Consider the following 13601-nt stretch of genomic DNA (forward strand, 5'->3'; position numbering starts at 1 on the left):
TCAGAGCTGGTCTTTAAGCCGGTGCCAGAGCATGCCCAGGGCCAGCAGCGGTGAGCGCAGACGCTGACCGCCAGGGAAGGTCGGGTGTGGCACGCGGGAGAACAGGTCGAAGCGTCCCTCGAGCTGCCCACTGATGGCTTCGCCGAGCAGGCGCCCAGCCAGGTGCGTAGCGTTCAGGCCGTGCCCGGCATAGGCCTGGGCGTAATAGACGTTGGGCTGGTCTGGCAGTCGCCCGATTTGTGGCAGCCGGTTGGCGCCAATGCCAATCATGCCGCCCCATTGGTAATCGATTCGGGTGTTGCGTAGCTGGGGGAACACTTCCAGCATCTTCGGTTGCATGTAGGCGGCGATGTCCTTCGGGTCGCGCCCGGAATAGTGGCAGGCGCCGCCAAACAGCAGCCGGCCATCGGCCGACAGGCGGAAGTAGTCCAGCGCTACCCGCTGATCGCAGACCGCCATGTTCTGCGGCAGCAATTGCTGTCTGACGCCTTCGGGAAGCGGCTCGGTGGCAATGATGTAACTGCCGGCCGGTAGCACCTTGCCCGCCAGTGATTTGTTCAGGGAACCCAGGTAGGCATTGCCGGCCAGCACGAGCTGACGGGCGCGCACGCTGCCCTGCGCCGTGTGAACCCGAACCTGCTGACCGTAATCGATCCGTTCGACAGCGGATCGCTGGTACAGCCGCACGCCTAGGGATAGGGCTGCGGCTGCTTCGCCCAACGCCAGGTTGAGTGGGTGAAGATGGCCCGAGCCCCAGTCGATCAGACCGCCCACATAGCGATCGGAACCGATGACTTCGCCCATCGCGTTTCTTGGCAGGAGCCTCAATGGATGCGGATAGCCCAGACGCTGGAGATCGGCGTAGTCCGCTTCGAAGCCTTCGACGTGCCGTTGTTTCGTTGCCAGATCGCAGTAGCCCCAGGTCAGGTCGCAATCGATGGCGTAGCGCTCGATGCGCTCGCGCACGATGTCCACCGCTTCGAAACCCATACGTTTGAGGCTGTCCACGCCCTCGTCACCCAGCACCGGCTGAAACTGCTCGACGTCATGCCCCACTCCACGGATCAGCTGTCCGCCGTTGCGCCCGCTCGCACCCCAACCGATCAGGTGGGCTTCCAGCAGCACTACGGACAGGCCGCGCTCGGCCAGTTCGATCGCCGTGTTGAGACCGCTGAAGCCGCCCCCGACGATGCAGACGTCCGCCTCCAGCTCGCCTTGCAAGTGCGTGAGATCAAGGGTGCGATTGGTGGTGGCCGCATAGTAGGACGGCGCGTGGTGCTGCGCGCGAGCAGCTGATGGCGCGGTGGTCATGGTCGAGCCTTGGACGGTTTGCATGGGCAACAGCTTCAAGCTTCCAGCTTCCAGCTTCAAGTAGCAGCGGCGGCTAGCTGAAAAGTGCTGAAAATTTGAAGAAGGACGAGGACATTTTCACCTTGGGCACATCACTCGGGCTGACGCTGATTGCTTGCAGCTTGCAGCTTGCAGCTTGCAGCTTGCAGCTGTTAATCCGGTACCGGCAGTTCCAGCGATTCCTTGACCTCTTCCATCACGATGTAGCTCTTCGACTCGCGCACATGCGGCAACTTGAGCAGGATGTCGCCGAGCAACTTGCGGTAGGAGGCCATTTCCGAGATCCGCGCCTTGATCAGGTAGTCAAAGTCCCCCGAAACCAGATGGCACTCCAGCACATGAGGCAGCTTGAGCACGGCACGACGAAACTCTTCGAAGATGTCGCCTGACTTGTAGGCCAGGCTGATCTCGACGAATACCAGCAGTCCGCCTTTCAGATGCTGCGGGTTCAGCCTCGCCGTGTAACCCATGATGATGCCTTCGCGCTCCAGACGTCGAACGCGCTCCGTACACGGCGTGGTCGACAGGCCGATACGCTCGCCCAGTTCGGTAAACGGCAGGCGTCCTTCGGCCTGCAGCAGGCGAAGGATCTGGCGGTCGATCTTGTCCAGCTCGCGGCGGGTCTGATGCTGGGTGCGCATAGGCGTATCGCCTCTATAAATGCGGTTACAGGCGTGAATAAATCGCAAATATAGCCTGTTATATAGCGAAAACCACTACATGGCGCTTTCTATACTCCGCATCAACAGTGGCTCGAAAAAGCCCGGTAGCACGGGTGGGAGACGGCGATGCGTGTTCTGGTAATGGGAAGCGGCGTGATCGGTACCACCAGTGCCTACTATCTGGCGCGGGCTGGCTTCGAGGTGGTGGTGGTTGACCGCCAGCCAGCCGTGGCGATGGAGACGAGCTTCGCCAATGCCGGCCAGGTTTCCCCCGGTTACGCGTCGCCCTGGGCTGCGCCTGGCGTCCCGATGAAAGCCATGAAGTGGCTGATGCAACGCCATGCCCCGCTTGCCATCAAGCTCACCGGCGACATTCAGCAATACCTGTGGATGGCGCAGATGCTGCGCAACTGCACGGCGGCGCGCTATGCGGTGAACAAGGAACGCATGGTGCGGCTGTCGGAATACAGCCGCGACTGCCTGGACGAGCTGCGCGCCGAAACAGGCATCGACTACGAAGGCCGGCAATGCGGCACGACCCAACTGTTCCGCACCCAGGCACAGCTGGATAACGCCGCCAAGGACATCGCCGTGCTGGATGTGTCCGGCGTGCCCTATGAGCTGCTCGATCGGGCCGGCATCGCGCGCGTCGAACCGGCGCTGGCGAAGGTATCGGACAAGCTCAGTGGCGCGCTGCGCCTGCCCAACGACCAGACCGGCGACTGTCACATGTTTACCACCAAGCTGGCGGAGATGGCGCGAGCGCTCGGTGTTGAGTTTCGCTTCGAGCAGGATATCCAGCGCCTGGCGTGTTCCGGCGATCGCCTCGATGGCGCCTGGATCGATGGCCAGCTGGAGAAGGCCGATCGCTACGTGCTGGCGCTGGGCAGCTACAGCCCGCAGATGCTCAAGCCGCTCGGCATCCGCGCGCCGGTGTATCCACTCAAGGGCTATTCATTGACCGTCCCGATCAGCGACCCTGCCATGGCGCCGGTGTCGACCGTGCTCGACGAGACCTACAAGGTCGCCATCACCCGTTTCGATCAGCGCATCCGGGTGGGCGGCATGGCCGAAATTGCCGGCCATGACCTTTCGCTCAATCCGCGTCGGCGAGAAACGCTGGAAATGGTCGTCGGCGATCTGTTCCCGCAGGCTGGCGATCCGAGCACGGCCGAACTCTGGAGCGGCCTGCGCCCGGCCACACCGGATGGAACGCCGATCATCGGCGGCACACGCTACCGCAACCTGTATCTGAACACCGGGCACGGTACCCTGGGCTGGACCATGGCCTGTGGCTCTGGTCGCTTGCTGGCGGACATGCTGGCGAAAAAGTGCACGCAGATCAGTACCGGAGGCCTCGATATTTCCCGCTATGGCCCCCACAAACAATCGCACAGACATGCCCATACAGCGCCTGCCCATTAACGCTCGCCTGAGCCAGATCGTCATCCACCGTGGCACGGTTTACCGGGCCGGTCAGGTGGCTGAAGACATGAGAGCCGGCATCGAGCAACAGACTCGCGAAACCCTCGATAATTCGAGCGGCTGCTGCGTCAGGCCGGCACCGACAAGCCGCACATTCTTTCGGTGACCATCTACCTGAAGGACATCGATGCCGATTTCGCCGGGCATGACTGCGGTCTGGGATCATTGCCGGAAGGCATCGCGCCGGCGCGTGGCCACGGTAGAGGCCAAGCTTTGCGAGCCCGAGATCCGCATTGAACTGTCGGTCGTGGCCGCATTACCGGTGTAGCCCGATCGCCATCCGGGGCGATCTGTCATTTCGTCCCGTTGTGTTGAAAATACTGAACGCCCTCGCCATCATAGCGACCTCAACAATCGCTCTTATTGGGGGCTCCCGTATTGGACGTTGGTGTTCGACTGCAAACCATCCGCAAACTCAAGGGCCTGTCCCAACGCGAACTCGCCAAACGTGCGGGCGTCACCAACAGCACCATCTCCATGATTGAGAAAAACAGCGTCAGCCCGTCGATCAGTTCGCTGAAGAAGGTGCTGAGCGGCATTCCAATCTCATTGGTCGAGTTTTTCTCGCCTGATTTCGAGCAGGACAGCGATACTCAGGTGGTCTACAAGGCCGGCGAGCTGATCGATATTTCCGACGGCGCGGTGAGCATGAAGCTCGTCGGCAAGGCGCACCCGGGTCGCGCCATCGCCTTTCTCGCCGAAACCTATCCGCCTGGCTCCGATACCGGCATCGACATGCTGGCGCACCAGGGCGAAGAGGCTGGCATGCTGGTCGAGGGGCGTCTGGAGCTGACGGTGAGCGGCCAGACCTATCTATTGGAAACAGGCGACAGTTACTACTTCGAGAGCAGCAAGCCGCATCGCTTTCGTAATCCGTTCGACGCGCCGGCCAAGCTGATCAGCGCGACCACGCCGGCGAATTTCTGATCCTGACCAATGGTCCCCGAGCGCGGTGCGACAAAGCGTCGCGGGGGATGACAGGGTCTTTCGTATTGTTTCGGCGGGCATGGCTTGCCGTTATACTGACCGCCGCTCGCGATACCGTGGCCGCGGGCGTGTCTAGCCACATGAGGGTATAAGGTGAACCTGATTAAGAAGATCCTGGTAGCACAGACTGCCGTATTGGCCCTGTGGGCAGTGAGCGCTCAGGCTGCGACCAACGACGACATCGCCGAGCGCCTCAAGCCGGTGGGCGACGTTTGTATTCAAGGTGAAGAATGCGCAGCGGCCGGTCCGGCAGCTGCTGCCGCTGGTGGCGGCGCGCTGAGCGGTGAAGAAGTGGTCGGCAAGTTCTGCAACGCCTGCCACGGCACCGGTCTGCTGGACTCGCCGAAGGTCGGCGATACGGCTGCCTGGCAAGCGCGTGCTGATGAGAAGGGCGGGCTTGACGTTTTGCTGCAGCATGCCATCACCGGCATCAACGCCATGCCGCCGAAAGGCACCTGCGCCAGCTGTTCGGATGACGAGCTGATGGCTGCCATCAAACACATGTCCGGCCTTTAAGTTCAGCCGGTCAGACAATGCCGCCTCCGGGCGGCTTTGTCGTGTCTGGCGGGGATAAAAGCCGCGCGGTATCGGGTCGAAACTTCAAACCCATTCCGGGCCTGCACCGACATCAGGCCTCCGCACGAAGATGAGGTGCCCATGCCCAGTTCCGCCCCGCATCCCGAGCAGTTGCACTTTTCCAGCGACGGCCGTACGCCGAACAGCTCGCATCCGGTACTGGTGTACCGGCAGTTGCCGCTGGCTGAGGGGGACTATGCCAGTGCGTTCGAGAATCTGTTCAGCAGCCACCTGTGGCCGACCCAGTGGCGTGCGGGTGTGTACGACTATCACCACTATCATTCGACCGCTCATGAGGTGCTCGGCGTTTCGCGGGGTTCGGCGCGGCTGATGCTCGGTGGCGAACAGGGGCAGGAAGTCGAGGTGCGCGCTGGCGACGCGCTGGTACTGCCGGCCGGCACCGGTCATTGCCAGCTCAGCGCCAGCAGTGATTTCGAAGTGGTGGGCGGCTATCCGGTCGAGCAGCAATACGATCTGCTGCGCCCGGATGAAGCCAGCCATGATGAGGCACAGGCGCGCGCTCAGCGGGTCAGCATACCGCTGAGCGATCCGGTGGCCGGCACGCAGGGCGCGCTGGTTGACCTGTGGCGTAAGGAATAAGCCGCAGGGAGTGGCGCGGGATGGTTACTCGACGAACACCACCTGGCCGTCGCTGAGGGCGGCCACGCGAGCCAGGGACTCGACGCGGAAGCCCGCTTCCTCCAGTTCCTGCCGGCCTGCCTGGAAGGACTTCTCGATGACGATGCCAAGCCCGGCGATGCTCGCGCCTGCCTGCTGAATGATCGAAATCAATCCCTTGGCCGCCTTGCCGTTGGCCAGGAAGTCGTCGATGACCAGCACCCGGTCGCTTGGCGACAGATGAGTGGTGGAAATCGCGATGGTGCTCTCGACCTGCTTGGTGAAGGAGTACACCGAGGCCGTCAGCAGGTGATCGGTCAGGGTCAGCGATTGATGCTTGCGGGCGAAAATCACCGGTACGCCCAGCTCCAGGCCAGCCATGATCGCTGGCGCGATGCCCGAGGCTTCGATGGTGACGATCTTGGTGATCTTCTCGTCGCGGAACCGGCTCGCGAATTCCTCGCCGATCTGCTGCATCAGCACAGGGTCGATCTGATGATTCAGGAAAGCATCGACCTTGAGTACGCGGTCGGAGAGCACGATGCCTTCATTGCGGATCTTTTGTTTCAGCTGTTCCACGAACGCGCTACCTCAAGCGTGGGCGGCCGGGTTTGCCTGGCGAATCATGGTGCTGAAAACCAGTTGGGCGCTGCGCCATGAAGGCGAGCGCCCAGCTCGTATCGATCCAGCTTCCGTTCGTCACTGCTTTCCGCAGCCTGGAAAGCCGCGCATTCTCGCTCAAATCCGTGCGCGGGTCCAAGCGGAGCGTTCAGTCGGGCGTTTCGATCGACAAGCGGCGAAAGCGTGCCGCCTCGCCATGGTGCTGTAGCACCAAGTGGCCCTCCCTGGCCTGGGCGAAGTCTGGATAGCCACTGAATTTGCTGCGCGTGATACCTTCGCGCAGTGCTGGGTCATCGAGTCGATAGCGCAGCACACAGCGACCACGCAGCCAGTGCTCGACATGGCCGTCGCGTACGGTCAGGGCCGCCTCGATGAACTCGCCAGGCTCCAGGGTCGTTTCCGGCTCGGCTGCCAGCAACCCGTACAAGGCGCCGTTGCGTGTGGTGGGCTCGCGACCGTCGGGATGGCCGGCATCGTCTAACAGCTGCATTTCCGGGCCGCTGTGCCAGCTGAGTTCGGCATTTTCCTCGACGCGGAACAGCACGCCGGAATTGCCGGCGACAGGCAGGGCGAACTCGAAACGAAAGGTGAAATCGTCGTAACGCTGCAGCGATATCAGATCGACCCGCGGGGCGCCGGCGATGGCCTGCAGCTCGCCGTCAACGTTGCGCCAGCTGCCTACGGGAAACCCATCGATATGCCAGCCGCGCCATTGCGCAGCATCGAGGGAGCGTTTCATCTAGCCGAACAATTGCTGCTTGCGCCGCAACCAGCGGTAGCCGTAGCCGTTCGGGCGTAGTCGCAAGGGATGCCCTTTGGGCTGGTCGTAATCGCTGTCGGCCAGCACGTCGACCATGTCCTGAAGGTCGCGTTCGGCGATTTCGATGTCGACCTCCCGGTCCGCCAGATTCACCAGCATCAACACCGTCGAATCGTTGTCATGGCCAATGGCGAAGACCGACGGGCATCCCGCTTCGACCGCGCGGTGCTGACCGCCAGCAATCTCGCGCAGACCGATACGGGTGCGGGTCATGGTCCCGGACCTGGACAGCAAGGAGTCGTCGCGCAGGGTCTGGGCGTAGACGTTTCGCTGCTGGTAACCGAACTCGCCGTCGTCGATCAGCGGCGCGGCCAGCTGTGGGGTGTCGGCGCAGGAGAATCCGGCGTTGGCTTCGTTGGACCACTGCATCGGGGCACGCACCGCCAGCCGCTCGGGGCGCGACAGATCCTCGCCCATGCCGATTTCCTCACCGTAACGGATGACCGGCGTGCCAGGCAGTGCGAACAGCAGTGCATGGGCCATGGCGATGCGTCGTTCGTTTCCGTCGAGCATCGGTGCCAGACGCCGGCGGATGCCGCGGTTGTAAGCGCGCATGTCGGGATCGGGGGCGAAGGCCTGCATGACTTCTTCGCGCTCGTCGTCGCTCAGCCGCTCCAGGTCCAACTCGTCATGGTTGCGCAGCCAGATGGCGTACTGCGCGCGTTCGGGCGGTTCCGGCTGGCGTTCCAGTGCCCGCTGAAGGGTCTCTGCTTCGCTGCGCGCGAGCGAGAGAAAGAAGTGGTTGTTGGCCCAGAAGTTCAGCAACACGGCCAGCCGATCGCCTTCGCCGAAATAGTCGCGGTACTCTTCCGACTCCACGTCGACCTCGCCCAGCAGTACCGCTTCCGGGCGGCGCAGGGTGACGAAGTCGCGCATGTGCTCGAGCAGCCAGTAGCCGTCCGCGCGGTCGCCGTGGCCGGCCTGTTCGATCAGGTGCGAAGCGGCATCGACACGGAATCCCGACACGCCCAGGCGCAGCCAGAAGGCGATGATCCGCTCGATCTCCTCGATCACCTTCGGGTTGCCCGGATTCAGGTCCGGCTCATGGTGGTAGAACAGGTGGCGGTAGTACTGCCCGGCGTCTTCGTCCCGGGTCCAGACGCTCTTTTCCACCGTGGCAAAGATCGGCTCGATGCTGTCGTCCGGTTCGTCCGCCCAGAGGTAATAGTCCCGATAGGGCGACTGCGGGTCGCGGCGCGCTTCCTGAAACCAGCGATGTTCGATCGAGGTGTGTTGCACCACCAGTTCGATGATGACGTGCAGGCCCAGCTCCTCGGCTTTCTCCAGCAAATACACCACGTCGGCGAGATCACCGAAGCGCGGATCGACTTGCAGATGGTCGCTGACATCGTAGCCGGCATCGCGGAAGAGCGACTGATGGAACGGCATCAGCCAGATGGCCGTGGCGCCCAGGCCGCGTACGTAATCCAGGCGCTCGATGACGCCGCGCAGATCGCCGCAGCCATCCCCGTTAACGTCGAGGAACAGTGACGGATCGATCTGATGGATCACCGCGTTCCGATACCAGAGTGGCCGCATGTCAATGTTCCTCCGGGCTGAGAAGCAGCGCCTGGCCGGGTGCCAGTTCGGCGCTATAGCGCTCGCCTTCGCCCTGCGCGTCGCTGGCGACCTCCACCTGCCAGCGTCCGTTGAGCGGAAAGACGTGGGGCTTATCGGCGAAATTCAGACAGATCACCCGTTGCTCATCGTCCAGCTGTCGTCGATAGGCCAGCACGTTGGGGTGCGACGGTAACTCTTCCCAGTCGCCGTGAAGCAGAGCGCCGCTGCGTTTGCGCGCGGCGATCAGTCGGCGGTAGAGCTCGAGGGTCGAGCCGGGGGCACCCCGCTGCCGTTCGGCGGCCAACTCGTCGCTGTCGGGTGGGAAGGGCAGCCACGGCTGACTGCCTGCCCAGCCGTGAGGCGGTGCGGCGAGCCAGGGGATCGGCGCGCGGCAGCCATCGCGACCGCCGGGATCGACCTGCTCGTCCGCTTCGATCACCGCATCTTCCAGCCCCAGCTCCTCGCCCTGGTAGATGAAGGGCGTGCCGCGCAAGGTGAGCAATAGCACCGCCGCGGCATGGGCGCTGCGCAGCGAACCCTGATAGCGGCTGCGCTGACGCACGTTGTCGTGGTTGGACAGCACCCAGGTGGGCCAGGCACCGGCCGGTTGCAGCCAGTGCTGCACGTCGCGGATGCAGGTGCGAAACAGCACCGGGTCCCAGGGCGCGTCGAGCGGGTTGAAGTTGAAGGCCAGGTGCAGCTCGTCGCCGGCGCCGTAGTACTGCAGCACCCGCTCGGTGGAGCGGATATTGACCTCGCCGACCAGCACGCGCTCGCCAGGGTAGCTGTCGACCAGACGCCGAAGTCCGCGCAGCACTTCATGGCTGTAAGGCTGATCGTTGAAATCCGCCAGCGGCTGGCCGGCCTGGCAGCGCGGGTCGTCGGCGAAGCGCGGGTCCTTGCCGGTGCAATGAATGACGTCGATGCGAAAACCGTCGATGCCGCGGTCGAGCCAGAAGCGCAGCACGCCGTGCATGGCCTCGATCACTTCAGGGTTGCGCCAGTCCAGATCCGGCTGCGCGGGCAGGAACAGGTGCAGGTAATACTGCTGGGTCTGCTCGTCCCAGGTCCAGGCGCTGCCGGCGTTGAGTGCGGCGCGCCAGTTGTTCGGCTCGTCGCGCCAGATGTACCAGTCGCGCTTGGGGCTGCCCCGCGAGCGGCGCGACTCGATGAACCAGGGATGCTGATCGGAAGTGTGGTTGGGCACGAAATCGAGCAGTACGCGAATGCCGCGGGCATGGGCTTCGGCGATCAGCCGGTCGATGTCGTTGAGCGAGCCGAACAGCGGATCGATATCGCAATAGTCACTGACGTCGTAACCGGCGTCGGCCATCGGTGAGCGGAAGAGCGGCGACAGCCACAGTGCGTCGACGCTCAGGTATTGCAGGTGGTCGAGGTGGCGCAGCACACCGTCCAGGTCGCCAATGCCGTCACCGTTGCTGTCGGCGAAGGAACGCGGGTAGATTTGATAATTTGATAAACAGTGGCGCCTTTCCACCAGGGTGCGGGGGATGACTCGCTCATTACTCGTGGCCCTTTTCCGGAGTGCGGCAAGCCCGGGGCAACGGGCCTGTGAGAGTTACGACTGACGGACGGTGCCTTGGGTTTCCCCGGTTCATTGATCTCCGTCGGACGGTACTGAACGCCACCGCGGATACTCCGACTAACCTTCACCAGTCTCAACGACCCCGGGAGAGCACCATGTTGCGAGTTGCCATCAATGGTTATGGCCGTATCGGCCGAGCTGTACTGCGAGCCCTGTTCGAGCGAAACTTGGAAAACCAGATCCATATCGAAGCGATCAACGACCTCAGCGAGCGTTCGGCGATGGCGCACCTGACGCGCTTCGACACCACCTTTGGCCGCTTTCAGGGGCAGGTCGATCTGCATGACGATGTGATGCAGATTCGCGGCCAGTCGATCCGTCTGCTGCAAGAGCGCGACCCCAGCCAACTGCCGTGGAAACAGCTCGGGGTCGATGTGGTGCTGGAATGTTCGGGCAAGTTCAAGAAGCGCGCATTGATCGACCAGCACCTGGAGGCCGGGGCCATGCGCGTGTTCGCCTCGCATCCGCTCGATGGCGCCGATCTGACGGTCGTCTACGGCGTCAACCATGAGCTGCTCGACGGCAGCCACCGTGTGATCTCCAATGCCTCCTGCACCACCAATTGCCTGGCACCGCTGGCCAAGGTGCTGCACGAGGCAGTGGGGATCCGTCAGGGCCTGCTCAACACCGTGCACGCCTACACGAATGACCAGAGCCTGCTGGACAAGGCGCACAAGGACCTCTACCGCGCGCGTGCCGCGGCGGAATCGATCATTCCCTCGACTACCGGTGCGGCCAAGGCCATCGGTCTGGTGCTGCCCGAACTCGCTGGGCGGCTGGACGGCCTGGCGGTGCGGGTGCCGACGCCGAACGTGTCGCTGGTCGACCTCACCTTCACTGCCGAGCGTGCACCGGGAAGCGTCGAGGCGATCAACCAGATCCTCCGCCAAGGCGCGCAGCAGCTGCCGCTCGGCGTCATGGAGTGCAACGACCTGCCGCTGGTCTCGCGGGACTTCTTCGGCCATCCGACCTCCTGCGTTGCCGACCTCAGCCACACGCGCGTACAGGGCGACCTGGTCAAGGTGCTGGCTTGGTATGACAACGAATGGGCCTTCTCCAACCGCATGCTCGACGTGCTGCTCCATTGGGGCGAGGGTAATGCGCAGGCTGGCTGACGGATCGCCCGGATGAGCGATGAGGCGAGCATCTGGACGCAACGGCTGGCCGATTTCAGGGCAGCCACGGCGGCCAACCAGCCAACGCCCGGTTGCGGTGCGGCCGCCGCTGTCACGGCTGATATCGGGCTTGCACTGGTACTCAAGGGCCTGCGTATCAGCGAGGCCCACGGGTCCGATCCGACTCGCCGCGCGCTGTTGCAAGCGGCGGAAGCACTGTCGGGCAGGCCCGGCGCGTTCGCCGATGATGATGACCGGGCTTTCGGGGACTACCTGAACGCTGCTCGGGAGGGTGAGCCCGAACAGAAGCAGGCCGCGTCCCGTCAGGCCTGTGCCGTACCGCTGGCGCTGGCGCATTGCTGCCTGGAGGCACTCGCGCTGGCGGTCGATGCCTGGCCATGTACCGACCCGAACGTGCAAAGCGATACCCGGGCCGGCGCCATGCTCATCCATGCCGGGCTCAGCGCAGCCTTGATCAATGTCGATGCGGATATGGCAAGTATCGAAGACGCCGCCAGCCGCGATCAGGTTGCGCAGACTCGAACACGCTTACAGGCTGAGGGCGACGACCTGTTGCAGCGTCTGCTCGGTCAGGCGCTGTCGCCTTCTTAGTGCAGCTGATCGCCAGCAAGCTGGCTCCTACGAAAAGCCCGCGTCGTCAGCCGCTCGTGGTCTGTAGTTGTCTCCGCGCTGACGATCTCACCAACAATGAAAAGCCAGGGTTCAGTGCGGCTGTGGCATAGCAAACCACACATTCCTGTAGGAGCCAGCTTGCTGGCGATCCGGGCCCGCTCCCTCGTCACGTTCAGCACGTATCCATACGGCCCTGGCATACCGGCTCCTCCGATAACGAGAATAAACGTCTCGTTTTAGCTTGACGCTTGCGGTCATTGTTTCTAGTCTCCAAGCCACCTGAGACGAACTTTCTCAATCGAGACCTGAAGTTTTCTCATGCAATCCGTTCACATAGCGCCTCATCTGGCTGGCCTTTAGACCTGTCCGAGCGCAGCGCGAACCCTATCGGAGAACCCAATGAGCCATCGCATCGTTTTGCCGCGTCTGATGGAAGTCGGCGCCGGCGCCAGTCAGCAGGTTGTCTCGGTGCTGCATAACCTTGGCTGCAAACGACCATTGATCGTGACCGACCGGATGATGGTCGAGCTGGGCTATGTCGCCCGGATCAGCGAGATACTGGCCAAGGCTGACATCCCCAGCGACTGCTTTGCCGATACCCTGCCGGAGCCGACCGCGGCATCGATTCGTGCCGGCGTCGAGATGGTCCGTCAGGGCAGCTACGATTCGATCATCGCCCTCGGTGGCGGCAGCCCGATCGATTCGGCCAAGGCCATCGGCATCCTCGGCAAGTTCGGCGGCGAAATGCGCGATTACCGCTTCCCGCGCGATGTCAGCGAAGCCGGCCTGCCGCTGATCGCCATCCCCACCACGGCGGGCACCGGCTCGGAAGCCACGCGCTTCACCATCATCACCGACGAAACCAGCGACGAGAAAATGCTCTGCGCCGGCCTCGGTTTCATGCCCATCGCCGCGCTGATCGACTACGAGCTGACCCTGTCGCTGCCGCCGCGGGTCACCGCCGACACCGGCATCGACGCGCTGACCCACGCCATCGAGGCCTATGTCAGTCGCAAGGCCAGCCTCTACAGCGATGCCCAGGCGCTGCAGGCCATGCACCTGCTGGCGCCGAACCTGCGCGCGGCCTATCACGAGCCCGGCAATCGCCAGGCCCGCGAGGCGATGATGCTTGGGGCGACGCTGGCCGGCATCGCCTTCTCCAACGCTTCGGTGGCGCTGGTGCACGGCATGAGCCGGCCGATCGGTGCCTTCTTCCATGTGCCGCACGGGCTGTCCAACGCCATGCTGCTGCCGGCGATCACCGCCTTCTCGATTCCCGCGGCGCCCGAGCGCTATGCCGACTGCGCGCGGGCGATGGGCGTTGCCGCGCAAACCGACAGCGTCGAGGTGGCCAACGACAAGCTGCTCGCCGAACTGCGCGCGATCAATCAGGAGCTTAAAGTGCCGAGCCCAGAACAGTTCGGCATCACCCGCGAACGCTTCTTCGAACTGCGCGAAACCATGGCGCGCCAGGCGCTGGCCTCCGGCTCGCCGGGCAACAATCCGCGCGTGCCCACGGAAGCGGAAATCATCGACCTCTACGAAACCGTCTGGAACCAGGAGTAACC

Annotated in this window: 12 protein-coding genes and 2 pseudogenes; 8 read left to right on the plus strand and 6 right to left on the minus strand. The window is 63.4% G+C overall.

The features are described 5' to 3' along the window. Nucleotides 1-1311: an NAD(P)/FAD-dependent oxidoreductase gene (locus NA637_RS01980; protein WP_256070830.1), complete on the minus strand. Its 1311-nt coding sequence runs from the start codon at nt 1309-1311 to the stop codon at nt 1-3. A gap of 191 nt (nt 1312-1502) precedes the next feature. Beyond that, nucleotides 1503-1991 carry an Lrp/AsnC ligand binding domain-containing protein gene (locus NA637_RS01985; RefSeq protein ID WP_256070756.1) on the minus strand — a complete coding sequence of 163 codons (489 nt, stop codon included), beginning with the start codon at nt 1989-1991 and terminating at the stop codon, nt 1503-1505. A gap of 147 nt (nt 1992-2138) precedes the next feature. Here NA637_RS01985 and NA637_RS01990 point away from each other — a divergent pair, with 147 nt between their 5' ends. From NA637_RS01990 to NA637_RS02010, 5 genes and pseudogenes are all read left to right on the plus strand, one after another. Then, nucleotides 2139-3437 carry a D-amino acid dehydrogenase gene (locus tag NA637_RS01990; protein WP_256070758.1) on the plus strand — a complete coding sequence of 433 codons (1299 nt, stop codon included), beginning with the start codon at nt 2139-2141 and terminating at the stop codon, nt 3435-3437. Further along, nucleotides 3412-3765, plus strand: a pseudogene (locus NA637_RS01995) (RidA family protein). The gene NA637_RS01990 and the pseudogene NA637_RS01995 overlap by 26 nt, the downstream one beginning before the upstream one ends. Before the next feature lie 110 nt (nt 3766-3875). Next, a complete protein-coding gene (locus tag NA637_RS02000; protein WP_256070760.1) occupies nt 3876-4424 on the plus strand; it encodes a cupin domain-containing protein in 549 nt (182 codons plus the stop codon). A 153-nt stretch (nt 4425-4577) separates the two neighbouring features. Further along, entirely contained in the window at nt 4578-5000 is a 423-nt protein-coding gene (locus NA637_RS02005; protein ID WP_256070761.1) for a c-type cytochrome, read from the plus strand. Between the two features lie 141 nt (nt 5001-5141). After that, nucleotides 5142-5660 carry a cupin domain-containing protein gene (locus tag NA637_RS02010; protein WP_256070762.1) on the plus strand — a complete coding sequence of 173 codons (519 nt, stop codon included), beginning with the start codon at nt 5142-5144 and terminating at the stop codon, nt 5658-5660. 24 nt (nt 5661-5684) lie between these two features. Here NA637_RS02010 and NA637_RS02015 read toward each other — a convergent pair whose 3' ends face one another. From NA637_RS02015 to NA637_RS02030, 4 genes and pseudogenes are all read right to left on the minus strand, one after another. Beyond that, complete coding sequence (locus NA637_RS02015; RefSeq protein WP_256070763.1) at nt 5685-6257, minus strand: xanthine phosphoribosyltransferase; 573 nt, start codon at nt 6255-6257, stop codon at nt 5685-5687. Between the two features lie 190 nt (nt 6258-6447). Beyond that, a complete protein-coding gene (locus NA637_RS02020; protein WP_256070764.1) occupies nt 6448-7038 on the minus strand; it encodes a 3-keto-disaccharide hydrolase in 591 nt (196 codons plus the stop codon). Further along, on the minus strand, nt 7039-8658 hold the full coding sequence (locus NA637_RS02025) for an alpha-amylase family protein (protein ID WP_256070765.1): 1620 nt from the start codon (nt 8656-8658) through the stop codon (nt 7039-7041). It lies immediately after the preceding gene. Nucleotide 8659: 1 nt separating this feature from the next. Continuing rightward, nucleotides 8660-10203, minus strand: a pseudogene (locus NA637_RS02030) (alpha-amylase family glycosyl hydrolase). A gap of 177 nt (nt 10204-10380) precedes the next feature. Between NA637_RS02030 and gap the strand changes: the two are divergent. The 3 genes from gap to NA637_RS02045 all read left to right on the plus strand — a co-directional run bounded on the left by gap (nt 10381) and on the right by NA637_RS02045 (nt 13599). Next, entirely contained in the window at nt 10381-11400 is a 1020-nt protein-coding gene (gene gap / locus NA637_RS02035) for a type I glyceraldehyde-3-phosphate dehydrogenase (RefSeq protein WP_256070766.1), read from the plus strand. Nucleotides 11401-11412: 12 nt separating this feature from the next. Further along, nucleotides 11413-12012, plus strand: coding sequence for a cyclodeaminase/cyclohydrolase family protein (locus tag NA637_RS02040; protein ID WP_256070767.1), 600 nt, complete (start codon nt 11413-11415; stop codon nt 12010-12012). A gap of 420 nt (nt 12013-12432) precedes the next feature. Beyond that, on the plus strand, nt 12433-13599 hold the full coding sequence (locus NA637_RS02045) for an iron-containing alcohol dehydrogenase (RefSeq protein WP_256070768.1): 1167 nt from the start codon (nt 12433-12435) through the stop codon (nt 13597-13599). Nucleotides 13600-13601 lie beyond the last annotated feature (2 nt).

This window comes from Stutzerimonas stutzeri (genome assembly GCF_024448935.1).
Lineage (GTDB): Bacteria > Pseudomonadota > Gammaproteobacteria > Pseudomonadales > Pseudomonadaceae > Stutzerimonas > Stutzerimonas stutzeri_AO.